Source organism: Mesoflavibacter zeaxanthinifaciens subsp. sabulilitoris, assembly GCF_014191595.1.
Taxonomy (GTDB): Bacteria; Bacteroidota; Bacteroidia; order Flavobacteriales; family Flavobacteriaceae; genus Mesoflavibacter; species Mesoflavibacter zeaxanthinifaciens.
On record NZ_JACHWV010000006.1, the window covers coordinates 67,398 to 91,907 of the forward strand.

The following is a 24,510-nucleotide window of genomic DNA, read 5'->3' on the forward strand; positions in this document are numbered from 1 at the left end:
ATCCTACTTGATCAATACGCCTTTAAATCTACCTATGTTTTTTAGCGTAATACCTGTTCCTCTAACTACAGCACGTAATGGGTCTTCTGCAATGTAAACAGGTAAATCTGTTTTTTGAGAAAGACGCTTGTCTAAACCACGTAACATAGATCCTCCACCAGCTAAGTAAATACCTGTATTGTAAATATCTGCAGCTAATTCTGGAGGTGTTTGAGATAATGTTTCCATTACCGCATCTTCAATACGCAAAATAGACTTGTCTAATGCCTTAGCTATTTCTCTATACGATATTTGTACCTGTTTTGGTTTACCTGTTAACAAATCTCTACCTTGAACACTCATGTCCTCTGGTGGTAAATCTAAATCTTCGGTAGCAGCGCCAATTTGGATTTTAATTTTTTCAGCAGTACGCTCTCCAACATAAAGGTTGTGTTGTGTACGCATGTAGTATATAATATCGTTTGTAAAAACGTCTCCTGCAATCTTCACAGATTTATCACAAACAATACCACCAAGAGCAATAACTGCAATTTCTGTAGTTCCTCCACCTATGTCAACAATCATGTTTCCTTTAGGTTGCATAATATCTACACCAATACCAATTGCTGCAGCCATAGGCTCGTGGATTAGGTATACTTCTTTACCGTTAACACGTTCTGCACTTTCTTTTACGGCGCGCATTTCAACTTCTGTAATTCCTGAAGGAATACAAATAACCATTGTTAAGGCAGGTGTAAATAGCTTTTTCTTTAACGCAGGTATGTTTTTAATAAACATACTAATCATTTGCTCTGACGCATCAAAATCTGCAATTACACCGTCTTTTAGAGGTCTAATAGTTTTGATATTTTCATGCGTTTTACCTTGCATCATGTTAGCTTCTTGACCAACTGCAATGATTTTTCCAGAAACTCTATCTCTGGCAACTATGGAAGGCGCATCAACCACAACCTTATCGTTATGAATAATAAGTGTGTTTGCTGTTCCTAAATCTATTGCGATTTCTTCAGTTAAAAAGTCAAAAAAACCCATGCGCTACGTGTAATTATTTGCTATTAGTATATGATGGTGTAAAAGTAAGAAAAATGCTGAAATTATTGTGAATTTAATAATTTACTTGCTACTTAATTTTATTAAGATATAAATTCCTTTTCAAGTAACAGATTTTTTTAAGTTTTATTTTATTGAAGTTGAAATTATTTGCATAAAAAAAGCTTCAGTGTTTAACTGAAGCTTTTAAATATATTTTAAATAGAAATTAGTGTTTAAAATGACGTGTCCCAGTCATGACCATTGAAATATTATTATCATTACAATAATCAACACTTAATTGGTCTTTTATAGATCCGCCAGGTTGAATAACGCTTGTTATACCAGCGTTTCCTGCAATTTCGACACAATCTGGAAATGGGAAAAACGCATCACTTGCCATTACGCTTCCTTTTAAATCAAAATTGAAAGATGTTGCTTTATGTATAGCTTGATTTAAAGCATCTACACGACTAGTTTGACCTGTTCCACTAGCACAAAGTTGTTTGTCTTTTACTAAAACAATTGTATTAGATTTTGTGTGCTTACAAATCTTTGAAGCAAAGATTAAATCTTCAATTTCGGCATCTGTTGGTTTTGTGTTTGTTGCATAAGTAAAATCTTCTACAACATCAGTCTTATTATCTTTATCTTGTACTAAAACACCGTTTAAACATGTTCTTACAGTTTTAGCAGAAAGCGGTGTGTCTTTTAAGATTAAAAGAATACGGTTTTTCTTTCCTTTTAAAATCTCTAAAGCTTCATCAGAAAATGAAGGTGCAATTACAACTTCACAGAATAAATTATGAATATCTGCAGCAGTGTCAGCATCAATTTCAACATTAGAAATTAATATACCTCCAAAAGCAGAAACAGGATCTCCTGCTAATGCATCTGCATAAGCTTGTTTTATTGTACTACGTTGTGCAAAACCACAAGCATTATTATGTTTTAATATTGCAAAAGTTGGTGCTTCGCCTTTAAATTCGTTTATTAAATTTACAGCAGCATCGACATCTAAAAGGTTGTTGTAGCTTAATTCTTTACCGTGTAATTTTGTAAACATAGCGTCAAAATCACCAAAGAAGAAACCGTCTTGATGAGGATTTTCGCCATATCTTAAAACTTGACCTTTAGTTTCGCTTAATTTGTAAGCAGGAATATTTTCAGTGGTATTGAAATAGTTGAAGATTGCCGAATCGTAATGCGATGATACATTAAATGCTTTTGCAGCAAAACGCTTACGATCGTCTTCGCTTAAATTTCCTTTTTTGTCTGTGATTAGCTCTAAAAATTCAGCATAATCATCTACAGAAGACACACAAATAACATCTGCATAATTTTTTGCAGCAGCACGTATTAAAGAAATTCCGCCAATATCAATTTTTTCTATGATATCTTGGTTTGATGCGCCAGAAGCTACCGTTTTTTCAAACGGATAAAGATCTACGATTACAACGTCTATTTGTGGTATGTCAAAGTCTTTCATTTCTTTAACATCGCCATCATGATTTTGACGATTTAAAATACCACCAAATACTTTTGGGTGTAATGTTTTAACGCGACCACCTAAAATAGAAGGGTAAGATGTTACATCTTCTACAGGAATGACGTTAATACCTAAATCTTTAATGAATTTTTCTGTACCACCAGTAGAGTAGATGGATACACCTTGTTTGTCAAGTTCTTTAACAATTGGCTCTAAACCATCTTTGCTAAATACTGAAATTAATGCAGATTTAATTGTTTTGTTGCTCATTATAGTTGTGTTAATAAGCCATCAAATGTAATGAATTTCAAGTTTTTTTCAACTTTGTTTGTTATAGTTTTTTTAACTAAAAAATATAAGTTGTTAACATAAAAAAAAGCAACTATAAGAAATAGTTGCTTTTTGTAAGTTGTTGATTTGTTACGATTTATAATATTGATGCTACTTTTTGGCAAACAAATTCTAAAAAACGTTCGTCTGCTTCTGTAAACGGATCTGGAGTGTTAGAATCTATATCTATTTGACCAATGTTTTCTCCGTTAACAAAAATAGGAATTACAATTTCGGCTTTTACAGTAATGCTACATGCGATATAGTTGTCTTGTGCAGAAACATCTGGAACGACAAAATTTTTGTTACTTACTGCAACTTGACCACAAATACCTTTACCAAATGGGATAATTGTATGATCTGTTGGTTCGCCAACATAAGGACCTAATTTAAGTTCGTTTTTATCACCGTTTTTAAAGTAAAATCCAACCCAATTATAATATTCTATATTGGTTTCTAGAAGTTTACAGATGTTTAAAAGTTTTTCGTCTTTAGATAAAGAAGAATTAGCAATTATAGCTTCAACTTGAGGTTTTAGTGTATCAAAACTCATTTTCATAAAATTTTTGGTAAAAGTATTTAAAAAGGTGTAATTTCCACATTTATAAAACTATTTTTTTTCTATTTACGCATTTGAAATCTTTATTAATACAATACAAGTCTGTTATTAAATTTATAATCACTTTTTTATTGGTTTATGGTGTGCTAAGTTTTGTTTATAGTCAATATCTAGAGCTGTCTAAAGGAACGATTTATTATCCTGATTACGTGACAAATTTGGTTGCTAACCAATCTGAAATTTTATTAGATAGTTTTGGGTACGATAGTCAAGTTTTGCCACATCCTGACGAGCCTTCAATGAAACTTTTAGTTAATGAAAAATATGTTGCAAGAGTAATAGAAGGTTGTAACGGTACAAGTGTTATAATTTTATTTATTGCTTTTGTTGTAGCTTTTGCAGGTAAACCAAAAACCACCTTTTTTTATATTTTGTCAGGTAGTGTTTTAATTTATACAGTTAATCTTTTTAGAATAGTAATTTTAGCAATTGGATTGTATCATTATCCTTGGCGAAAAGAAATTTTACACTCTGTGATTTTTCCAGGAATAATTTACGGAATGGTATTTTTATTATGGATGTTTTGGGTGAATCGTTTTTCTAAAATCAAGAAAACTAATGGGTAAATATGCTAAATATATATGGATAGGTTTGCTGTTTTGCTTATTAGCTTTAGTGCGTTTTTTTGAAAACGAATTGTTTTATGATCCGTACTTGGTGTTTTTTCAAAATGACTATTTGTATTTGGACTCGCCAAGACGCGAAGTTGCAAAATTGGTAGCTTTTACAACATTGCGATATGGGATTAACACCATTATTTCTTTAGGTATTTTATATCTGTTTTTTAAAGATAAAAGTGTTGTGAAGTTTTCGGTAATAGTTTATTCGATTTCTTATTTCATTTTAATTACACTTTTCTTGTACTTTGTTTTAAATCCAAAACAAGAAGATTACTACGTGTTTTTTAATATTAGGCGCTTTTTAATTCAGCCTTTAATATTGTTATTGCTTTTGCCAGCTTATTATTATCAACGGTTAAAGACTTAAAAAAACCACTTCAATTTTGAAGTGGTTTTTTAGTATTATTTATTTGATAATATTACATCATTCCTGGCATACCTCCGCCCATTCCTGCAGGCATTCCTCCAGATGGATTGTCTTCTTTAATGTCTACTAAAGCACATTCGGTAGTTAAGATCATTCCAGAAACAGAAGCTGCATTTTCTAATGCTACACGAGTTACTTTTTTAGGGTCTATAATACCAGCTTTAAGCATATCTACGTATGCTTCAGATTTTGCATCGTAACCAAAGTCTTTTTTACCTTCAATTACTTTTGCTACTACAACACTACCTTCTCCGCCAGCGTTTTCAACAATAGTTCTTAAAGGCGCTTCGATAGCTCTAGCTACAATTTGAATACCTGTAGTTTCGTCTAAATTATCTGTAGTTAATTTTTCTAAAACAGATTTTGCTCTAACTAAAGCAACACCACCACCAGCAACAATACCTTCTTCTACAGCTGCACGAGTTGCATGAAGTGCATCATCTACACGGTCTTTCTTTTCTTTCATTTCTACTTCACTAGCAGCACCAACATAAAGTACAGCTACACCGCCTGCTAACTTAGCTAAACGCTCTTGTAGTTTTTCTTTATCGTAGTCGCTAGTTGTTGTTTCAATTTGTGCTTTAATTTGATTAACTCTATTTGTAATCATGTCTTTATCACCAGCACCATTAACAACAGTAGTATTGTCTTTATCAATAGTTACGCGTTCTGCAGTACCTAACATATCAAGAGTTGTGTTTTCTAGAGTGTAACCTCTTTCTTCACTTACAACAGTACCGCCAGTTAAGATTGCAATATCTTCTAACATAGCTTTACGACGATCTCCAAATCCTGGTGCTTTTACAGCAGCAATTTTTAAAGAACCACGTAATTTATTTACTACTAAAGTGGCTAAAGCCTCTCCATCTACATCTTCTGCGATGATTAATAAAGGTTTACCAGATTGAGCAACAGGCTCTAAAACAGGTAATAAATCCTTCATTGTAGACACTTTTTTATCGTATAATAAAATGTAAGGATTTTCTAAATCTGTAACCATTTTTTCGCTATCAGTAACGAAGTAAGGAGATAAATAACCTCTGTCAAACTGCATACCTTCTACAACGTCTACATAAGTATCTGTTCCTTTTGCTTCTTCTACAGTAATTACACCTTCTTTACCTACTTTGCTAAATGCTTTAGCTATTAAATCTCCAATAACATCATCGTTATTTGCAGATATTGAAGCTACTTGCTTAATTTTTTCTGAAGAGTCTCCAACTTCTTTAGCTTGTTTACCTAAATCGGTTACGATAGCTTCTACAGCTTTGTCGATACCACGTTTTAAGTCCATTGGGTTGGCACCAGCAGCTACGTTTTTTAATCCTTCTTTTACTATTGCTTGAGCTAAAACGGTAGCAGTAGTTGTACCATCACCAGCAAGGTCATTGGTTTTAGAAGCAACTTCTTTTACCATTTGTGCGCCCATATTTTCTAGAGCGTCTTCTAATTCTACTTCTTTAGCAACACTTACACCATCTTTTGTTACTACTGGTGCACCAAAAGAACGACTAATAGTTACGTTTCTACCTTTTGGTCCTAATGTTACTTTTACTGCATTTGCTAAAGCATCTACACCACGTTTTAATCCGTCGCGAGCTTCAATATCAAATTTTATATCTTTTGCCATTTTTATTTAATTTAATGTTTTTGGAATTGTTAATAATGAATGTTCTAAATCTTAATTTAGGTTTAGAATAATCTTAAATAATTGCCATGATGTCTTCTTCGCGCATCATTAAGTAGTCCTTACCATCTAATTTGATTTCAGAACCAGAGTATTTACCGTAAAGTACAGTATCACCAACTTTAACAGTTAAAGGCTCATCTTTTTTACCGTTACCAACTGCAACTATAGTTCCTTTGTGTTGCTTTTCTTGTGCTGTATCTGGAATGTATAAACCAGACGCTGTTTGTGTTTCGGCAGGAAGCGGTTCTACAAGAACACGATCTGCAAGTGGTTTAATGTTTAGTTTACTCATTGTATATATTTTTAGATTATTAAATTTTACTATCATCAATTAGCCAAAAATGTGCCAATGACATAGGACTGACAAACTTTCAGAAACAAAAAATGCCAACTGTAAAAGTTGGCATTTTTGATATATTTTATAGTAATAACTATTGTCCTATTGTAGTTGTATCTACTGGAGTAGACGTGTTGTCTGTTGCAGGTGTTTCTGCTGGTGCAGGTAACTCGATGTTATCATTTTCTAAAATTTTAGAATCTGAAGTAACACCTTGTCTAGGTATTGCTAAACTAGATGTTAATATTAACACTAATAATGCAATTGCTAATGTCCAAGTACTTTTGTCTAAAAAGTCTGTTGTTTTCTTAACACCACCTAATTGTTGTGTGCCGCCACCACCAAAAGAAGAAGATAATCCGCCACCTTTTGGATTTTGTACCATAATTACAACTACTAAAAAGAAAGCTACTGCTATGATTAGTATTAAGAAGATTAAAAATGTATTCATTATATTATAATTTTATTCTTGTAATTGTTCTATTGCTTTAATTTGGTCTGCAAAGAAACCACTTTTTTCTGGATATTTCAAACTTAAAATTTTATAAGACTGAATTGCCTTCTTGTAATTTTTTTGTTCTACATAAATTCTTGCCAAAGTTTCGGTCATTAACGCTTCTGGTTGTATCATCCGATCTTTTGCAAGGTTTTGTTTTTTGCCACTAGTTTTAGCAGGTTCTAACTTTGGGTTGCTTGCTATAAACTTATCTATTAACTCAAATTTTTTGTCTCTGTCTGATTCTTGTTCAGATGAAGATTCTGAAGTATTATTAGTTTCTTCTTCTATAGAAGTGTCTTCATTTCTTTCAATAGGATTAAAACTGGTTAGTTTAAGCCATTCGTTAAAACTATGTGTTTCAGTTTTATCAAATTCTAACGGTTTACCAATATTTAAAACCTTTTCTGGTGTTTTTTCTTTTTGGTCTTCTGTTTCAACTTCGTCTTTATTAAACTCTGCTATTTCTTTAATTTCGATTTTAGGTTGAAATAATTCTGGATTAATAATTTCTTTTGTAGCTTTTATATGAGTGTCTAAATCGTCATCAAAAGTCACGCTTTTATTAACCGAAATGTCTTCTGCAGTTACATCTAAATTGTTAATGTAAGCTGTATTTTGTTTGATGTAGTCTGAAATTTCGTTTTGATTAAAACTTTCTGAAGTTATAAAATCAAACAAAATACTTCTGTCTGTTGTGTAAGCTGCTGTTTGTTTTAAAGCTTGGTTGTACTTAAAACTTTCTTTATTTTTTAATCCTTTTAAATATACTGCTCTTGCTGATTGAAAATACGGAAACTCTTCTATAATGCCACTTAATGCATTGGTTTGCTCTTGGCTAACGGTTTGCGGTTGTTGTAAGATTTGTATAAAGTCTTTAGTGGTCATAGTTGTGTTTTTACCAATTGGCTAATGAGGCGTTGATGATATCTTGTGTTAATCGTTGAAAAATTTCTTCAAACGCTGTATCTTTTGTTGATCCACTTAATAATTCGCTACCTGTATAATCGTAGAAGAAAGAAAAGCTTTTTTCAAAATTTTCTTCTTCGTTCAATTTGTTAAAAAATCTAACATTAACACCTATAGTTAATCGGTTTTGTGCAGCTGTACTGTTTGCAGTTGCTGTTGTTGGAGATATACGATACTGTGTGATTTCTCCTTCGTAAACTAAATCTCCGTTAGAGTTTACTAAACTAAGGCTACTTAAATTTAGGATTTGATCTTGCAGCGCTATTGTAAAATCTCTATCTAAACCTGGTTCTATAAGATTGGCATTATTCTGAAAGTAATTAACTTGAAAGGTTTTTGCGTTAGTTTCGATACCCGTAAACGAGTAGATGCCACAACCAAAAAAGAGTAGTGGTAGGATGGCAACTAATATATTTTTGTGTAATTTCATCTTAATTTTTTTTGAAAGTAACGCTTTTTTTATAAATCGTATTGTTTAATCTTTCTATATAATGTGCGTTCGCTTATGCCTAGCTCTTCTGCAGCAAGTTTACGTTTACCGTTGTGACGCTCTAAAGATTTTTTGATTAACTCTAATTCTTTATCTTGAAGTGATAGTGTTTCTTCTTCTTCAATTTCTTCAGCAAAATGATATTTGTCTTCTGCACTTGATATTTTGCTTTCTGATGACTCAGGAATTGATAAAATTTCTAAATCATGTACTTGTTCTTCAAACTCGGCATCGCTTTCATTTTCACCATAGATTTTTTGAATAAGTCCTTCGTTATCTTTTTGTACTTCTTTTGCGTTACCGTTTTTCATTAACTCCATGGTAAGCTTCTTTAAGTCATTTAAATCGGCTTTCATGTCAAAAAGAACTTTATATAATATTTCTCTTTCGCTACTAAAATCACTTTCAGATTTAGAAGCATTGACTACAGCTGGTAGATTGCTAGCTCCAGATGGTAAATAAGTTTGTAACGTTTGCGCATTAATAGTTCGATTTTGTTCTAAGACCGAGATTTGTTCTGCTACGTTGCGTAGCTGTCTAATGTTTCCGCTCCAGCGATATCTAAGTAGCATATTTACAGCATCATCTGTAAGCTTAACAGTTGGCATTTTATATTTTAATGCAAAGTCGCTAGCAAATTTTCTGAATAAAATATGAATGTCTTCTTGTCTATCTCTTAACGGAGGTAGGTGAATATCTACAGTACTTAAACGATAATATAGGTCTTCTCTAAACTTTTCTTTTTTTATGGCTTCAAACATATTAACGTTGGTTGCAGCAACGATACGTACATTGGTTTTTTGCACCTTACTAGAACCTACTTTAATAAACTCGCCATTTTCTAAAACACGTAATAGGCGTACTTGTGTAGTAAGTGGTAATTCTCCAACTTCATCTAAAAAAATGGTACCACCATCTGCAACTTCAAAATAACCACTACGTGTTTGTGTTGCACCGGTAAAGGCTCCTTTTTCGTGTCCAAAAAGCTCACTATCTATTGTGCCTTCTGGTATTGCACCGCAGTTTACAGCAATGTATTTACCGTGTTTACGATGTGATAATTGATGTATTATTTTAGGAATACTTTCTTTACCAACACCACTTTCTCCGGTGACTAGTACAGAAATATCTGTTGGTGCTACTTGTATAGCTTTTTCTATAGCACGGTTTAAGCCTGCGCTATTACCTATAATCCCGAAACGTTGTTTTATTGATTGAATGGATTCCATATGAAGAGGAATTTAAGGATTGGTTTAATTTAAATAATTGAAATTTTCGTTTATTGAAATTGAAAATTCAGGTCCGTAGTTATAAGAAATTTCTCTAGATTGAATTCTGTTTGCAGAGTTGTATTGTAAATCGAAATTAAATGTTGTTCCGTCTACAGTAACACTATTCCAGTTTTTTGTAGAGTGAAATTGAGCAATTAGTCCTCCAATTTCATCAGAATAATCGTCTGCTAAAAAGTTTAGTAGATAACTTTCGTCATAAACTACTTTTAAAGGATTTTCAAAATTATCATAAGCGTAAGTAGCGCTATTGTTGCTTTCTCCAGAGCTTACGCTACTTATAATATTACCTTCGCTGTTATAAGTTATATCTTCTGCTAGTATTGAAGCTCCGTTTTCAAAAGCTTCTTTTCTTATTAATTGGTCATTATTGTTTAATGTAAACTCTACAGTTATTGAAGAGCCAACTTCTGTTCTTGTAATAACGTTACCGTTGTAAGAGTAATTATAAACATGGTTTTCGTTGTAGCTTGGGTCTTCGTAATCATAATAATTGTATTCTATTTGAGAAATGTTATTACCGCTGTAAGTAACAAAATATTCGTTTGTATTTTGACCAGATTCATTTACGCTAATATCACTAATTACTTGTCCGTTAGCGTTTCTTGTAATAGTTTGGTTTTCGGTTACAAATGAACTGTTATTTGCAGATAATTCTATAGAACTAGAAATTATAATATCGTTAGAAATATTAATATCACTATTAGTAATTGTGTTTATAGGAAATCCAAAAAATGAAAGGGATAAATCAATATCTAGCTCGTAAACAGATAGTGTTAAATCATCACTATTGCTATTGTTACCATTATTACCGTTGTTGCCATTATTATTACCGTTGTTTTGGTTGTTGTTAAAATCTGTAAACCCATTATCTAAGGGTTCGTTTTCGCAAGCAGTAAATAGGCTTAAAGATATAAGGATTAAAAGTAGTTTTTTCATATTTAGTTTTTATTAGTTGTTTTTAGATAACCCAATAGCTTCACCTATTAATGTCGCTTTTGTACAGTCTGTTACGTTTACGTTTACAAAGTCTCCAACTTTAAATTGACCTTTAGGAAATACACATACAATATTATGAGGTGTACGACCTGACCAATGTTGGTTAGATTTTTTAGATTCTTTTTCTATTAAAACTTCTACAGTAGTATTTAAAAATTGCTTGGTTCTATATTCGCTGTGTTTTAATTGTAATTCAATAATTTCAGCAAGGCGTCTACTTTTTACATCTTCAGGGACATCATCTTCTAATTTACGTTCAGCCAATGTACCTGGTCTTTCAGAATAAGTAAACATGTAACCAAAATTATACTTTACATACTCCATTAGGCTTAAGGTATCTTTATGGTCTTCTTCTGTTTCTGTAGGGAAACCAGCAATCATATCTTGACTAATTGCGCAGCCAGGAATAATATCTCTTATATTATCTATTAAAGTGAAATATTCTTGTCGAGTGTGTAATCTATTCATCGCTTTTAAAATACGATCGCTTCCGCTTTGTACTGGTAAATGTATATGATTACAAATATTATCATACTTAGCCATAGTTTTAATGACATCAATATGCATGTCTTGCGGGTTAGATGTACTAAAACGAATTCGCATTTTTGGTTGCGCTTCTGCACAAAGTTGTAATAACTTTGCAAAGTCTGTAGCTGTTGCTTTTTGTATATCACTAGCTTTATCAAAATCTTTTTTTAGTCCGCCGCCATACCAAAGGTAGCTGTCTACGTTTTGACCTAGTAAAGTGATTTCTTTATAGCCTTTTGCCCATAAGTCATTAACTTCCTCAATAATACTTTGAGGATCACGACTACGTTCTCTACCACGTGTAAATGGAACTACACAAAATGTACACATATTATCACAACCACGTGTAATACTTACAAAAGCTGTTACACCATTGGTGTTTAAACGCACTGGTGAAATATCTCCGTATGTTTCTTCTTTGGATAGTATTACGTTTATAGCATCACGACCTTCTTCTACTTCACTAATTAGATTAGGTAAATCTTTATAAGCATCTGGACCAACAACAAGGTCTACTATTTTTTCTTCTTCTAAAAATTTACTTTTTAAACGTTCTGCCATGCAGCCTAAAACACCAACCTTCATTTTTGGGTTTATCTTTTTTACTGCATTATATTTTTCAAGGCGTTTTCTAACAGTTTGTTCTGCTTTATCGCGTATAGAGCATGTGTTAACCAACACTAAATCGGCTTCCTCTAAATGCGGTGTTGTATTAAAACCTTCGTTTTGAAGTATTGAAGCAACAATCTCACTGTCGCTAAAATTCATAGAGCAACCATAGCTTTCTATAAAAAGCTTTTTGTTGTTTTCTGCTTTAGAAGGGATAACTAACGTTTCGCCTTGTTTTTTTTCGTCTATTGTTTTTTCCATATATAATATTGAAATACTGCTACTCAATAAGCATGCAAAGGTACGATTAATTTAAAAATATGACAATCTGACAGCTAGTTAAATTATGGTAAAAATTATAAAATTAGGTAGATAAATTTTTTTTAATTTACCTTTGCACTCACAAAAATCAAAGAATGGCGAAGAATTTAGTAATAGTAGAGTCACCTGCAAAAGCAAAAACTATAGAGAAATTTTTAGGAAAAGATTTTAAAGTAGAATCTAGTTTTGGACATATTGCAGACTTACCTTCAAAGGAACTTGGTGTTGATGTTGATGGCGATTTTGAGCCAAAATATCAAGTGTCTTCCGATAAAAAAGCGGTAGTAAAAAAATTAAAAGACTTAGCTAAAAAAGCCGAAACGGTTTGGCTAGCAAGTGATGAGGACCGCGAAGGAGAAGCTATTGCTTGGCATCTTGCCGAAACATTAGGTTTGGATAAAGAAAAAACCAAGCGTATTGTGTTTCATGAAATTACTAAATCTGCCATTATGAAAGCGGTTGAAAATCCGCGTAAAATAGATTACGATTTAGTAGATGCACAACAAGCAAGACGTGTTTTAGATAGAATTGTAGGGTACGAATTATCTCCAGTATTATGGCGAAAAGTTAAAGGTGGTTTATCTGCTGGTCGTGTACAATCTGTTTCTGTGCGTTTAATTGTAGAGCGTGAGCGCGAAATTCAAGAATTTCAACCAGAAGCATCTTACAGAATTGATGCTGAGTTTTCTAACGAAGAAGGACAGTCTTTTAAAGCAAAATTGCCTAAAACTTTTTCAACAAAAGAAGAAGCTTTAGCCTTTTTAGAAAAAAATGCGACTGCTAATTTTAAAGTTGCAGATTTAACAAAAAAACCTGCAAAAAAATCTCCAGCAGCTCCATTTACAACATCTACGTTACAACAGGAAGCGTCACGTAAATTATACTTCTCAGTAAGTAAAACTATGACTATGGCACAACGTTTATACGAAGCCGGTTTAATTACTTATATGAGAACAGATAGTGTAAATTTATCTGACGAAGCAAGAAAAGGAGCAGAGAAAGAAATTGTAGATGCCTACGGTAAAGAATATAGTAAAGAAAGAAATTTTACAGGGAAAACTAAAGGTGCTCAAGAGGCTCACGAAGCGATACGACCTACAGATTTTTCAAGACATAGCGTTAATATTGATCGTGATCAAGCACGTTTATACGAATTGATTTGGAAGCGTGCAATTGCATCACAAATGAGTGAAGCACAGCTAGAACGTACAAACGTTAAAATTGAGGCAGATACACATGACCAAACGTTTACAGCAAATGGAGAGGTAATTAAATTTGATGGTTTTCTTAAGGTGTACTTAGAAGGGACAGATGATGAAGATACAGAGCAAGACGGAATGTTGCCAGCAATGAAGGTAAACGAAACCTTATTAAATAAATATATTACCGCAACTCAACGTTATACACGTCCGCCTTACCGTTACACAGAAGCTTCGTTAGTTAAAAAGTTAGAAGAGTTAGGTATTGGTAGACCATCTACATATGCGCCAACAATTTCTACTATTCAAAATAGAAATTATATTGAAAAGGGAACGGTTGAAGGTGTAGAAAGAGAATACACGCAATTAACCTTAACAGAAGGAAAAGTTGAAGATAAAAAACTAACCGAAAAAGTTGGATCTGATAAAGGGAAATTAGTACCAACAGATATAGGTATGATAGTTACCGACTTTTTGGTTAATCACTTTGAGAGTATTTTAGATTATAACTTTACAGCAAAAGTAGAAGACCAGTTTGATGATATAGCAGAAGGAAAAGAAGATTGGAAAAAGATGATGAAAACTTTTTACGATAAGTTTCATCCAGTAGTAGAAGATGTTAAAGAAAATGCAGATAGAGAATCAGGAGAGCGTATTTTAGGAGAAGACCCTAAAACAGGAAAGCAAGTTAGTGTACGTTTAGGTAAATTTGGACCAATGGTACAAATGGGTACAGTAGATGATGAAGAAAAACCAACTTTTGCAAGTCTTGGACCAGATCAACAATTAAATACAATTACTTTTGAAGAAGCAATGGATTTGTTCAAGCTTCCAAAATCTTTAGGGAAATATAAAGAGGAAGAAGTAGAAGTAAATAATGGTCGTTTTGGACCATATGTTAAGTTTGGTAAAAAATATATTTCTCTTCTAGCAGGACAAGATCCTTTAAATGTCGAGTTAGATGAAGCAATAGAGTTAATTAAAGAAAGAGAAAAAGCAGATGCTCCAATCTATAATTATAAAGGTAAAGACGTAACAAAAGGTAAAGGACGTTTTGGACCATTTATTAAATGGGACGGTATGTTTATTAACGTAAATAAAAAATACGATTGGGACAATTTAACTACAGAAGATATTGAAACGCTTATTGATGAGAAAATTCAAAAAGAAATAGATAAAGTAGTACATAATTGGGAAGATGAAGGTATACGTGTAGAAAAAGCACGTTGGGGCAGACACAATATAATTAAGGGTAAAACTAAAATAGAGTTAGCAAAAACAGTAGATGCAGCTGCGCTAACTTTAGAAGAGGTAAAAGATCTGATAGAAAAGAATGCGCCTAAGAAAAAAGCATCAAAAAAGAAAACGACCAAGAAAAAAACAACAGCAAAAAAGAAATAATATATAATGAATTTTAACTTTCTTTCACCAGTACCAGATACAGTTTTAGCGCATAACCAATTACTAGCGCCACTTAGTCTAGGAAGAAAAATTAAAATTCATACTGAACAAGACGGGATTCCTGATTTAGAAAACATTAATATTGTAATACTTGGAGTATTAGAAAATAGAAATGATGTAAATTATATAGGTGAAGATTTCAATTTAAATGAAATTAGAAAATCGTTATACTCGCTCTTTCCAGGAAGTTGGTCAACCAACATAGCAGATTTAGGAGATATCCAAAAAGGTGAAAGCATAGAAGATACTTACTTTGCTTTAAAAGAAACACTTTCAATATTAATTCCAAAAAGAATCATACCTATAATAATAGGAGGAAGCCAAGATTTAACCTACGCTAATTATCGTGCATACGATAGTTTAATGCCAATGGTAAACGTGGTAAATGTAGATCGTGCTTTTGACTTAGGGGACTCTTCCAAGCCAATAAAGAATAATAGCTTTGTAGGTAAAATTATTATAGATCAACCTTACAATTTATTTAACTACGCAACTGTAGGTTACCAAACCTATTTTAATAGTCAAGAAGAAATTGACTTAATGGAGCGACTTCATTTTGAGTCTTACAGGTTAGGAGAAGTATCAAATGATATTACTTTGGTAGAACCTGTAATGAGAGATGCTAATATTGTATCTATTGATTTAGGAGTTTTAAAAGCAGCAGAAGTAAGTTTAAGGCAAAAAGTGTCTCCCAATGGATTAGATGGAAAAGAGATCTGTGCAGTATCAAGATATGCAGGTATAAGCAATAAGGTGAGTAGTTTTGGAATTTATGAATACAAACCATCTACAGATGATGAAATAACATCAATGCTTATCTCTCAGATGGTTTGGTATTTTATAGAAGGTGTAAATTGCAGAGTCCAAGATGATAACTTTGCAGATGATAAAAGTCATCAAAAATTTATTACCTTAGCTGACTCTCATGAGTTAATCTTTTATAAAAGCGTTAAAACTGGGCGATGGTGGATAGAAATTCCATTTTTATCAAATGTTAATAATAAATTAAAAAAGCATACGTTATTACCATGCACGCATCAAGATTATTTAGATGCCTGTAATGACAAAATACCAGATCGTTGGTTCAAAGCTTATTACAAGAATAGCGTTTAAGTGAGTGAAAAATCAGATTAAGTGTAAATTTATACCGTTCAAATGTTAAATTTTGACGATAAAACGTGATATTTTTACATTAAAAAGTTGTTTTTTAAAAAATATATAAATATGTTTACGCTCTTAAAATTTTAAGAGTATAAAATTAACCTCGAGTTTTCTATGAATATGAAGAAGTTTGTATTACTAACAGCGGTTTTCGCACTATTGGCAAGTTGTGGGTCTAAAGACAAAGGACAGCTAGTTGGTGTTAAAGGAAAAAAATGGCATCCAGAAAAGCCTTACGGTATGACCTTAATACCTGGTGGAGCCTTTATTATGGGTAAAGCCGACGATGATTTGGCTGGTATCCAAGATGCACCTGCTAAAACAGTTACTGTAGCATCTTACTATATGGATGAGACAGAAATCACTAATAGTGAGTATCGTCAATTCGTAGAATGGGTACGTGACTCAACAATTCGTACCAAATTAGCAATCTTAGCTGATGAGGTAGGAGAAACTCCTGGTAGTGGAGGAATAGGAGAATTTGCTTTCAAAGACGCTGATCCAGAAAATATGACTCCGTACGAGCAATATATGTACGATAACTACAGTGGTTTAGGAGAAACTGGTTATGAAGGTAGAAAATTAAATCATGATGTAGATTTAATTTTTGATACAGCAGAATATCCTGATGAATACTACGTAGAAGTAATGGATACAATGTATCTTCCTTTAGAAGAATCTTACAACGGACAAAGAACTTGGGATGTTACTAAGTTCAAATTTCAGTATTCTTATATGGATATTGCAAAAGCTGCAAAAAATAAAAAATTAAGACGTAAAGACGTTATAGTAAAAGAAGAGGTAGAAATTTATCCTGATACAACTGTTTGGATTAGAGATTTTGCATACTCTTATAACGAGCCAATGCACAACGACTATTTTTGGCATGACGCATATAGCGATTATCCTGTAGTTGGTGTTTCTTGGCAACAAGCTAAAGCTTTTTGTGAGTGGAGAACACTATACCACAATGCAGAAAGAAAAAGAAGAGGTAAACATTTTGTGGCTAGATATAGATTACCATCAGAAGCTCAGTGGGAATATGCTGCAAGAGGTGGTTTACAAGCTGCTACTTACCCTTGGGGAGGACCTTACGCTAAAAACGACAGAGGTTGTTTTATGGCAAACTTCAAACCTTTAAGAGGAGACTATGCGGCTGATCAAGCATTATATACTGTTGAAGCAGATGCCTATGAGCCTAATGACTTCAACTTATATAATATGGCTGGTAATGTGTCAGAATGGGTAGATTCATCATATGATCCAGGTTCTTATGAATACGCATCAACTATCAATCCAAGTGTAAACGATCCTAACAATAAACGAAAAGTAGTTAGAGGTGGATCTTGGAAAGATGTAGCTTACTTTTTACAAGTAAGTTCTAGAGATTACGAATACGCAGACTCTGCCAGAAGTTACATTGGTTTTAGAACTGTTCAAGATTACATGGGTACAGATGTAACAGCCAATGCAAGAAAATAATAAACTAAACAACTTAACTAAATTATAATAACCTACACTAGTAGACAAAAAACTAAAACTTAGAAATTATGGCACAAAAAGGAAAACTTTCAACAATGAATATGGTCTATGGACTAGGAGCTGCAATCGTAATTATTGGAGCTTTATTCAAGATTCAACACTGGCCTTACGGTTCTTTAATCTTAACAATTGGTATGATTGTAGAAGCAATAGTATTTACTATTTCTGCATTTGAAAAATCTCAAGCAGAATTAGATTGGTCACTAGTATATCCAGAATTAGCAGGAGGAAAATCTACAGGTAAAAAAGCTGTAAAAGAAGATCCAAAAGAAGCAGAAGGATTATTATCTAAAAAATTAGATAACTTATTAAAAGAAGCTAAAATTGACGGAGAGTTAATGGCAAGCTTAGGAGAAAGTATTAAAAATTTCGAAGGTGCTGCAAAAGGAATTGCACCTACAGTAGATTCAGTTGCTGCAACAAAAAAGTATGGTGAAGAAATGACTTTAGCTGCTGCACAAATGGAGTCTTTAAATAGTCTTTATAAAGTACAAATGGAAGCTGCAACTCGCCAAGCTTCAATTAACGAAGAAACTGTAGAAAACGCTGCAAAACTAAAAGAGCAAATGCAATCATTAGCATCTAACTTATCTTCATTAAATGGAGTATATGGTGGAATGTTATCTGCAATGTCAAAAAACTAATTAGTAATTAGTTCAAATTTATTTATTAATTAAAAAAACTAATTAGAAATGGCAGGAGGAAAATTATCTGCAAGGCAGAAAATGATTAACTTGATGTATTTAGTATTTATTGCAATGATTGCAATGACAATGTCAAAAGAAGTACTATCTGCATTTGGGTTAATGGATCAAAAATTTGATAGAGCTAACGAATTAGCTGCAAATTCAAATGATGGTATTTTAAAGCAGTTAGAAACACAAGCTGATGAAAAACCTGAAGAATTTGCTGCAGCAAATGAAAAAGCAAAACAAATAAGTATAATTTCTGACGAATTTTATAAGTTTTTAGATGATGTAAAGGCTAAAGACATTGTAAAATTAGGAGGTTACGAAATGGAAGCAGGAGAGTTACCTTACGAAGAAATGGACAAAGGTGACAAACTTGACGAGCATTGGTTTACTGGAGACAGACTAACTAAAAGAGGTCAAGAGATTGTTGACAGAATAGAAAAGTACAAATCAGATATTAAAGCTGTTATCCCTAACGAAGGAAAGTGGCAACCTGTTATTACTAGCTTTGAAGAGCGTTTTAGCACAAACAAAGTTGAAAATAAAGACGGAAAAAAAGTTGATTGGTTAAACTATCACTTCCAAGGTTTTCCAGCTATCGCATCTTACACTAAGTTAACAGCTATGCAAAATGATGTAAAAGCTACAGAAACTAACATTTATAATGGGTTTTTAGGAAACTTAGTTAGTGATGCTACATCATTAAAAAATTATCAAGCAATTGTATTAGCAGATAAATCAGCGTTTTTTGCAGGTGAAAAATTCCAAGGACGTGTAGTTTTAGGAAAGTATGCTAACGTTGTACCAACAAAAATGACAGTTTCTGGTCAAGAAATAGATTTATCTAATGCTATCGATTCTACAGGAGCTGCTAGATTAGATTTTAACGTAGGTAATGTTGGTGAGCACGAAATTGATGGTAAATTTACTTTCTTAGAAGATGGTAAGCCATTAGAAATTGACATCAAAGGTAACTATGTTGTTGTACCAAGACCTAACTCTGCTACTATATCTGCAGACAAAATGAATGTTGTTTATCGTGGTGTACCTAACCCAATGACAATTTCATTTGCTGGTGTGCCAGATAACAAAGTAAAAGCTTCAGGTAATGGTCTTTCTAAAACTTCAGGTGTTGGTAAATATGTTATGAGTCCAGGTGGAGGTAAAGAAGTAACTATTAATGTTACAGCTACCTTAGACGATGGTTCTTCAGCTAGAGATAGTAAAACATTTAGAATTAAAGATATTCCTAAGCCAACTGGTAAGATCGCAGGTATGTCTTCTGGTTCTTTACCAAGAAACAACGTAGAAATAGGTACTATTAAAGCAGAATTAGAAGACTTTGATTTTGATTTACCGTTAACAGTAACTGGTTTCAAATTTAAAGTTCCAGGTGAAGCTACAGTAAGAGTATCTGGTAATAAATTAAACGGACAAGCTAAAGCAGCGTTAAGAAAAGCTAAGCGTGGTGAGGCAATCCAAATATTTGACATTTCGTCAAAAGCTAATTCAAGCGTAAAAATTAAGCCGGCAACAGCTATCGTAATTGAGTTAGCAAACTAATCATAATTGATTAACATTTTAAAATTTTTCAGATGAATTATAAATCTTTATTAGCAATCGTATTCGGAGTAGTTTTTACTGCTCAAGTAAATGCACAAGCTAACATTCTTAATGCAAAAGATCCAGATCAAATTGGGTTTAGAACAGAAGAACAAAAAGCTTTAGATAACGACAAACCTTTAGAATACGGTTATGTTGATGATAGAGATATTATGTTTGCTAAAATGACTTGGGAAAAAGTGGTTTTAGATGAGCGTGTAAACTTTCCATTATACTATCCAGTAGATACAAATAATATTGGTAGTGATAGACGTTCTTTATTTGATGCATTAATGAAAGCTGTAGACGAAAATAAAATTGAAGACGTTTACACAGACTCTTATTTTACTTCAAAGAAGACTAAAAAAGAGATTGCTCAAATCAGAACATCTATTGATACAATGGATATTGGTTACGATCAGTTAAATGCAGATGGTTATGTAGATCCAGAATACATTATTAAGAGAACAATTTCTGCTTACAATGTATCTGCTTACTTAATCAAAGGTTTATGGTATTTTGACAAGCGTCAAGGCGAATTAAAATATCGTATTCTTGCAATTGCACCAGCTGCTCCAGATGTTAACTTTATCGACTCTGACGATCCTGCTAACAACGAGCCAATTCCATTATTCTGGATTTTCTATCCAGATGCAAGAGATGTTTTACACGAAGCAAAAGCATTCAACACAAAAAACAGTGCTATGCCTTTTACTTTTGATCATATCTTAAACTCAAGACGTTTTAATGGTATTATCTACAAAGAAGAAAACGTTTATGGAGATAGAGAAGTAAAAGAATACATTGCAGAAAATGCTTTAATGCAACTTTTAGAATCTGAAAGAATTAAAGAAAAAATTAGAAACTTTGAGTTAGACATGTGGTCTTACTAATAAGTAACTAAATAATATTTAAAAACGCTCACTATTTTAGTGAGCGTTTTTTTATACCCTTTATTACCTTTGCACTATGGAAGTAGATTACATAATTGTTGGTTGTGGTTTAGCGGGAATAGCTTTCTGTGAACAACTATATTCAAACCAAAAGTCATTTGTTGTTTTTGATGATCAAAGTCAGCAATCATCATTAGTTGCTGGCGGATTGTATAATCCAGTTGTTTTAAAACGATTCTCAAAAGTTTGGAAAAGTAAAGAGCAATTAGATTTAGCTATCCCAGCCTATCAAAATATTGAAGATAGACTTGATGTGAAATTAGATTATAAAATACCTGTAAGAAGACGTTTCACTTCATTAGAAGAGCAAAACAATTGGTTTGAAGCTTCAGATAAAGAAGGATTAAAACCTTTTTTAAACACTAATTTAATTGCCAATGAAAATGATGCAATTGATGCTGATTTTAAATTAGGTGAAGTTTCAGAAACCGGAAAAATAGATACCATTACTTTAATTGATAACTATAAAATCTGGTTACAAGGTTTAAATAGTTATTGTAACGAAACTTTTAACCATAATCAATTAGAAGTAAAATCAACTGGTATACATTACAAAACTATAAAAACAAAGCAAATTGTGTTTGCCGAAGGTTTTGGCTTAAAACAAAATCCGTATTTCAATTTTCTACCACTTAACGGTACTAAAGGAGAACTTCTAATTATAAAAGCTCCAAAATTAAAATTAGATTATGTACTTAAGTCTAGTGCGTTTCTAATTCCTTTAAAAGAAAAGGATCAATACATTGTAGGAGCTACTTATGAGTGGACTGATAAAACTAATAATATTACCCAAAAAGCGAAAGAAGAGCTTTTAAATAAGCTTAAAACCTTTTTAAAATGCGATTTTGAAGTTGTAAATCAAGTGGCAGGAATAAGACCAACGGTTAAAGATAGAAGACCATTAGTTGGTGCTCATCCAGAACATAAAAATATGTTTGTGCTTAATGGTTTAGGAACAAGAGGCGTCATGATTGGACCTTACATTGCAAAACAGCTTTTTAATCACATCGAAAATGATATGCCTTTAGATGATGAGATTAATATTAGCAGATTTGCCAATACATAGTAGATAGTTGCGTTAGCGGTAGTAACGGCATCCTTTTTTTTTATGGATCAATTGCGACTACGCTAGGTGATCCATAAAAAAAAAGATATAGTGGATAACGCGACCTTTATTCTAAATACTTTTAGGATAAAGGTAACGCCCAAAAATTAATTTTTTTTGGCTAATTTTTTATCGTAGCTCATAAAAATATTAATCCAAATATTTCTAGAAAGTCTTACTATTACAGGATAAAACACAATTAAAGCGCCAACAATAGCTATAAAAGCAGTCTTTAAAGACGACCCAATAAAAAGGTAGCTAATAACAAAAGCAGCAACACCAAAAGCAATTCCAACTGCATAGCTAACATACATTGCACCGTAAAAGAACGATGGTTCTATTTTATATTTTGTATTGCAATTGCTACAACGCTCGTGCATGCTAAATAGTTTTGAAACATTGTATGGATTAGGATCTTCATACATTGATTCTTCATGGCATTTTGGGCATGCGCCAGTTATAATAGAGTATATTTTAGAGCCTTTTTTAAACATAATAATTGTGTACTTTTGCAATTGGTTTTAAGAAACACAAATTTAAAGTTTCTTGGTAAAATTATAAGTAACAAAAGTCACAAATATATGCTCAATATTCATAATTTATCTATTTCTTTTCAAGGTGAATATCTTTTTGAAGACATAACCTTCAAACTTAATGGTGGCGATAGGGTAGGACTTATAGGTAAAAACGGAGCAGGAAAATCTACAATGCTTAAAATTTTATCCAAAGAAATGGAGCCTGACTCTGGTCAAATAGCAACAGATAAGGATATAAAAATTGGCTTTTTAAAACAAGATATTGACTTTGTTTTTGGTAGAACAGTATTAGAAGAATCTTATCAAGCTTTTGAAGAAATAAAAACTTTAGAAGCTAAGATGGAAACCATAAACACACAACTAGCTGAACGTACCGATTATGAAAGTGAAAGCTATCATGATTTAATGGTCGAGCTAAACGAAGTTCAACACCAATACGAAATTATTGGAGGTTACAACTATCAAGGAGATACCGAAAAAATATTACAAGGATTAGGATTTAAACGTGAAGATTTTAATAAGCTAACCGATACATTTTCTGGTGGTTGGCGTATGCGTATAGAGCTTGCAAAATTGTTACTCCAAAACAACGATATTTTGTTATTGGATGAGCCAACAAATCACTTAGATATCGAGTCTATTATTTGGTTAGAAGGGTTTTTAAACAACTATTCTGGTGCAGTAGTTATAGTGTCTCACGATAAAATGTTTTTAGATAACGTGACCAATCGTACTATCGAAATTTCTTTAGGTAGAATTTACGATTACCCAAAACCATACAGTAAATATTTAGTCTTGCGAGATGAGATTAAAACACAACAATTAGCAGCTCAAAAAAATCAGCAAAAGCAAATAGAGCAAACCGAAAAGCTAATTGAAAAATTCCGTGCTAAAGCTAGTAAAGCAACTATGGCACAGTCTTTAATCAAAAAGCTAGACCGCATGGATATTATTGAGGTTGATGAAGATGATAATAGTGTCATGACCTTAAATTTCCCCGTATCGGTAACGCCAGGTAAAGTTGTTGTAGAGGCTAACAGCGTATCTAAAAGCTACGGGAAAAAGCAAGTTTTAAGTGAAGTAGACTTGTTAATCGAAAGAGATGCTAAAACCGCTTTTGTTGGACAAAACGGACAAGGTAAATCTACTTTAGCTAAAATAATTGTAGGTGACCTTGAACACGATGGAAACCTAAAACTAGGTCATAACGTACAAATAGGCTACTTTGCCCAAAATCAAGCAGAGTATCTTGACGGAAGTAAAACTGTTTTAGATACCATGATTGATGCCGCTAACGAATCTAACCGTAGTAAAGTACGTGATATTTTAGGGTCGTTTTTATTTAGAGGCGAAGAAGTAGATAAATATGTGCGCGTACTTTCTGGAGGAGAACGTAACCGTCTAGCTTTAGCAAAACTAATGCTTCAGCCTTTTAACGTATTAGTGATGGATGAGCCCACAAATCACTTAGACATCAAATCTAAAAACGTACTAAAAGATGCCTTACAACGTTTTGAAGGTACTTTAATATTGGTGTCTCATGATAGAGATTTTCTGCAAGGATTGACCAATACAGTTTTCGAATTTAAAGATCAACACATCAAAGAATATTTAGGTGATATTGATTTTTATTTAGAACAACGTAATGTTGAAAATTTACGTGAAGTCGAAAAACGTACCGTAGAAAAAGAATCGCCAAAAGCAAGTAATAAGCAGTCTTACGAAGACCAAAAGAAGCTAAAATCTTTAAATAATAAGCTGAGTAATACAGAAGCTAAAATCAATCAATTAGAAAAAGAAATTAAAGAAATTGATGTAGAGTTAGCAACAAATTATGATGAAGTTATTGCGCAGCCAAACTTCTTTGATAACTACCAAGCAAAAAAAGACCAATTATCAGAACTTATGGAAACTTGGGAAGCTATTACCATTGAATTAGAGTCTCTTAGCTAATTTCTTTTTAAGAAAGTTTTAAGAAAGTTACATCTATCTAAAAGCTAGTTTTGTAGTTTTAAGA

22 protein-coding genes are annotated in these 24,510 nt (G+C 32.6%); 10 read left to right on the top strand and 12 right to left on the bottom strand.

Annotated elements, in window-relative coordinates:
• Positions 1–3: 3 nt before the first annotated feature.
• From FHS04_RS10005 to FHS04_RS10015, 3 genes are all read right to left on the bottom strand, one after another.
• Positions 4–1,032 (bottom strand): rod shape-determining protein, encoded by a 1,029-nt coding sequence (locus tag FHS04_RS10005; RefSeq protein WP_027880522.1) that lies wholly within the window; start codon positions 1,030–1,032, stop codon positions 4–6.
• A 226-nt stretch (positions 1,033–1,258) separates the two neighbouring features.
• Entirely contained in the window at positions 1,259–2,788 is a 1,530-nt protein-coding gene (purH, locus tag FHS04_RS10010; protein ID WP_106676524.1) for a bifunctional phosphoribosylaminoimidazolecarboxamide formyltransferase/IMP cyclohydrolase, read from the bottom strand.
• A gap of 157 nt (positions 2,789–2,945) precedes the next feature.
• The gene (locus FHS04_RS10015; protein ID WP_106676528.1) at positions 2,946–3,401 is read right to left on the bottom strand and encodes a GAF domain-containing protein; all 456 of its coding nucleotides are present in this window, start codon (positions 3,399–3,401) and stop codon (positions 2,946–2,948) included.
• 80 nt (positions 3,402–3,481) lie between these two features.
• Between FHS04_RS10015 and xrtF the strand changes: the two genes are divergently transcribed.
• Positions 3,482–4,033 (top strand): exosortase family protein XrtF, encoded by a 552-nt coding sequence (gene xrtF / locus FHS04_RS10020; RefSeq protein ID WP_106676531.1) that lies wholly within the window; start codon positions 3,482–3,484, stop codon positions 4,031–4,033.
• The gene (locus tag FHS04_RS10025; protein WP_106676533.1) at positions 4,026–4,454 is read left to right on the top strand and encodes an exosortase F system-associated membrane protein; all 429 of its coding nucleotides are present in this window, start codon (positions 4,026–4,028) and stop codon (positions 4,452–4,454) included. The genes xrtF and FHS04_RS10025 overlap by 8 nt, the downstream gene beginning before the upstream one ends.
• Positions 4,455–4,506: 52 nt before the next feature.
• Here FHS04_RS10025 and groL read toward each other — a convergent pair whose 3' ends face one another.
• From groL to miaB, 8 genes are all read right to left on the bottom strand, one after another.
• Positions 4,507–6,144, bottom strand: coding sequence for a chaperonin GroEL (gene groL / locus FHS04_RS10030; RefSeq protein WP_027880528.1), 1,638 nt, complete (start codon positions 6,142–6,144; stop codon positions 4,507–4,509).
• 73 nt (positions 6,145–6,217) lie between these two features.
• Positions 6,218–6,496 (bottom strand): co-chaperone GroES, encoded by a 279-nt coding sequence (locus FHS04_RS10035; protein ID WP_027880529.1) that lies wholly within the window; start codon positions 6,494–6,496, stop codon positions 6,218–6,220.
• A gap of 139 nt (positions 6,497–6,635) precedes the next feature.
• Positions 6,636–6,992 carry a preprotein translocase subunit SecG gene (gene secG / locus FHS04_RS10040; protein ID WP_106676535.1) on the bottom strand — a complete coding sequence of 119 codons (357 nt, stop codon included), beginning with the start codon at positions 6,990–6,992 and terminating at the stop codon, positions 6,636–6,638.
• A 12-nt stretch (positions 6,993–7,004) separates the two neighbouring features.
• On the bottom strand, positions 7,005–7,925 hold the full coding sequence (locus tag FHS04_RS10045) for a hypothetical protein (RefSeq protein WP_106676538.1): 921 nt from the start codon (positions 7,923–7,925) through the stop codon (positions 7,005–7,007).
• 10 nt (positions 7,926–7,935) lie between these two features.
• Positions 7,936–8,436: an LptE family protein gene (locus FHS04_RS10050; RefSeq protein ID WP_027880532.1), complete on the bottom strand. Its 501-nt coding sequence runs from the start codon at positions 8,434–8,436 to the stop codon at positions 7,936–7,938.
• A 29-nt stretch (positions 8,437–8,465) separates the two neighbouring features.
• Positions 8,466–9,725 (bottom strand): sigma-54 interaction domain-containing protein, encoded by a 1,260-nt coding sequence (locus tag FHS04_RS10055; protein ID WP_027880533.1) that lies wholly within the window; start codon positions 9,723–9,725, stop codon positions 8,466–8,468.
• Positions 9,726–9,749: 24 nt separating this feature from the next.
• Entirely contained in the window at positions 9,750–10,724 is a 975-nt protein-coding gene (locus FHS04_RS10060; protein WP_106676540.1) for a hypothetical protein, read from the bottom strand.
• Positions 10,725–10,736: 12 nt separating this feature from the next.
• Entirely contained in the window at positions 10,737–12,182 is a 1,446-nt protein-coding gene (gene miaB, locus FHS04_RS10065; protein ID WP_106676542.1) for a tRNA (N6-isopentenyl adenosine(37)-C2)-methylthiotransferase MiaB, read from the bottom strand.
• A gap of 155 nt (positions 12,183–12,337) precedes the next feature.
• Between miaB and topA the strand changes: the two genes are divergently transcribed.
• The 7 genes from topA (at position 12,338) to FHS04_RS10100 (ending at position 21,918) form a co-directional block, all read left to right on the top strand.
• Positions 12,338–14,842: a type I DNA topoisomerase gene (topA, locus tag FHS04_RS10070; protein WP_106676544.1), complete on the top strand. Its 2,505-nt coding sequence runs from the start codon at positions 12,338–12,340 to the stop codon at positions 14,840–14,842.
• Positions 14,843–14,848: 6 nt separating this feature from the next.
• Positions 14,849–16,015, top strand: a complete 1,167-nt coding sequence (locus FHS04_RS10075; protein ID WP_027880537.1) for a formimidoylglutamase — start codon at positions 14,849–14,851, stop codon at positions 16,013–16,015.
• Positions 16,016–16,183: 168 nt separating this feature from the next.
• On the top strand, positions 16,184–17,545 hold the full coding sequence (gene porK / locus FHS04_RS10080; RefSeq protein WP_244906262.1) for a T9SS ring complex lipoprotein PorK/GldK: 1,362 nt from the start codon (positions 16,184–16,186) through the stop codon (positions 17,543–17,545).
• Between the two features lie 68 nt (positions 17,546–17,613).
• On the top strand, positions 17,614–18,249 hold the full coding sequence (gene porL / locus FHS04_RS10085) for a type IX secretion system motor protein PorL/GldL (RefSeq protein ID WP_027880539.1): 636 nt from the start codon (positions 17,614–17,616) through the stop codon (positions 18,247–18,249).
• Between the two features lie 48 nt (positions 18,250–18,297).
• Positions 18,298–19,860, top strand: coding sequence for a type IX secretion system motor protein PorM/GldM (gene porM, locus FHS04_RS10090; protein WP_027880540.1), 1,563 nt, complete (start codon positions 18,298–18,300; stop codon positions 19,858–19,860).
• A gap of 32 nt (positions 19,861–19,892) precedes the next feature.
• Positions 19,893–20,792, top strand: coding sequence for a type IX secretion system ring subunit PorN/GldN (gene porN / locus FHS04_RS10095; protein ID WP_027880541.1), 900 nt, complete (start codon positions 19,893–19,895; stop codon positions 20,790–20,792).
• Positions 20,793–20,868: 76 nt separating this feature from the next.
• A complete protein-coding gene (locus FHS04_RS10100) occupies positions 20,869–21,918 on the top strand; it encodes an NAD(P)/FAD-dependent oxidoreductase (protein WP_106676549.1) in 1,050 nt (349 codons plus the stop codon).
• Positions 21,919–22,064: 146 nt separating this feature from the next.
• On the opposite strand, the gene FHS04_RS10105 is transcribed toward FHS04_RS10100, so the two are convergent.
• Positions 22,065–22,451: a DUF983 domain-containing protein gene (locus tag FHS04_RS10105; RefSeq protein WP_106676814.1), complete on the bottom strand. Its 387-nt coding sequence runs from the start codon at positions 22,449–22,451 to the stop codon at positions 22,065–22,067.
• Positions 22,452–22,538: 87 nt separating this feature from the next.
• On the opposite strand from FHS04_RS10105, the gene FHS04_RS10110 reads away from it, so the two are divergent.
• Positions 22,539–24,446, top strand: a complete 1,908-nt coding sequence (locus FHS04_RS10110) for an ABC-F family ATP-binding cassette domain-containing protein (RefSeq protein WP_106676816.1) — start codon at positions 22,539–22,541, stop codon at positions 24,444–24,446.
• The last annotated feature ends 64 nt before the right edge of the window (positions 24,447–24,510 follow it).

Coding starts and splice junctions, on each gene's coding strand:
- FHS04_RS10005 (WP_027880522.1), bottom strand. CDS start 1,032: ATGGGTTTTTTTGACTTTTTAACTGAAGAAATCGCAATAGATTTAGGA.
- purH (WP_106676524.1), bottom strand. CDS start 2,788: ATGAGCAACAAAACAATTAAATCTGCATTAATTTCAGTATTTAGCAAA.
- FHS04_RS10015 (WP_106676528.1), bottom strand. CDS start 3,401: ATGAGTTTTGATACACTAAAACCTCAAGTTGAAGCTATAATTGCTAAT.
- FHS04_RS10025 (WP_106676533.1), top strand. CDS start 4,026: ATGGGTAAATATGCTAAATATATATGGATAGGTTTGCTGTTTTGCTTA.
- groL (WP_027880528.1), bottom strand. CDS start 6,144: ATGGCAAAAGATATAAAATTTGATATTGAAGCTCGCGACGGATTAAAA.
- FHS04_RS10035 (WP_027880529.1), bottom strand. CDS start 6,496: ATGAGTAAACTAAACATTAAACCACTTGCAGATCGTGTTCTTGTAGAA.
- secG (WP_106676535.1), bottom strand. CDS start 6,992: ATGAATACATTTTTAATCTTCTTAATACTAATCATAGCAGTAGCTTTC.
- FHS04_RS10045 (WP_106676538.1), bottom strand. CDS start 7,925: ATGACCACTAAAGACTTTATACAAATCTTACAACAACCGCAAACCGTT.
- FHS04_RS10050 (WP_027880532.1), bottom strand. CDS start 8,436: ATGAAATTACACAAAAATATATTAGTTGCCATCCTACCACTACTCTTT.
- FHS04_RS10055 (WP_027880533.1), bottom strand. CDS start 9,725: ATGGAATCCATTCAATCAATAAAACAACGTTTCGGGATTATAGGTAAT.
- FHS04_RS10060 (WP_106676540.1), bottom strand. CDS start 10,724: ATGAAAAAACTACTTTTAATCCTTATATCTTTAAGCCTATTTACTGCT.
- miaB (WP_106676542.1), bottom strand. CDS start 12,182: ATGGAAAAAACAATAGACGAAAAAAAACAAGGCGAAACGTTAGTTATC.
- topA (WP_106676544.1), top strand. CDS start 12,338: ATGGCGAAGAATTTAGTAATAGTAGAGTCACCTGCAAAAGCAAAAACT.
- FHS04_RS10075 (WP_027880537.1), top strand. CDS start 14,849: ATGAATTTTAACTTTCTTTCACCAGTACCAGATACAGTTTTAGCGCAT.
- porK (WP_244906262.1), top strand. CDS start 16,184: ATGAAGAAGTTTGTATTACTAACAGCGGTTTTCGCACTATTGGCAAGT.
- porL (WP_027880539.1), top strand. CDS start 17,614: ATGGCACAAAAAGGAAAACTTTCAACAATGAATATGGTCTATGGACTA.
- porM (WP_027880540.1), top strand. CDS start 18,298: ATGGCAGGAGGAAAATTATCTGCAAGGCAGAAAATGATTAACTTGATG.
- porN (WP_027880541.1), top strand. CDS start 19,893: ATGAATTATAAATCTTTATTAGCAATCGTATTCGGAGTAGTTTTTACT.
- FHS04_RS10100 (WP_106676549.1), top strand. CDS start 20,869: ATGGAAGTAGATTACATAATTGTTGGTTGTGGTTTAGCGGGAATAGCT.
- FHS04_RS10105 (WP_106676814.1), bottom strand. CDS start 22,451: ATGTTTAAAAAAGGCTCTAAAATATACTCTATTATAACTGGCGCATGC.
- FHS04_RS10110 (WP_106676816.1), top strand. CDS start 22,539: ATGCTCAATATTCATAATTTATCTATTTCTTTTCAAGGTGAATATCTT.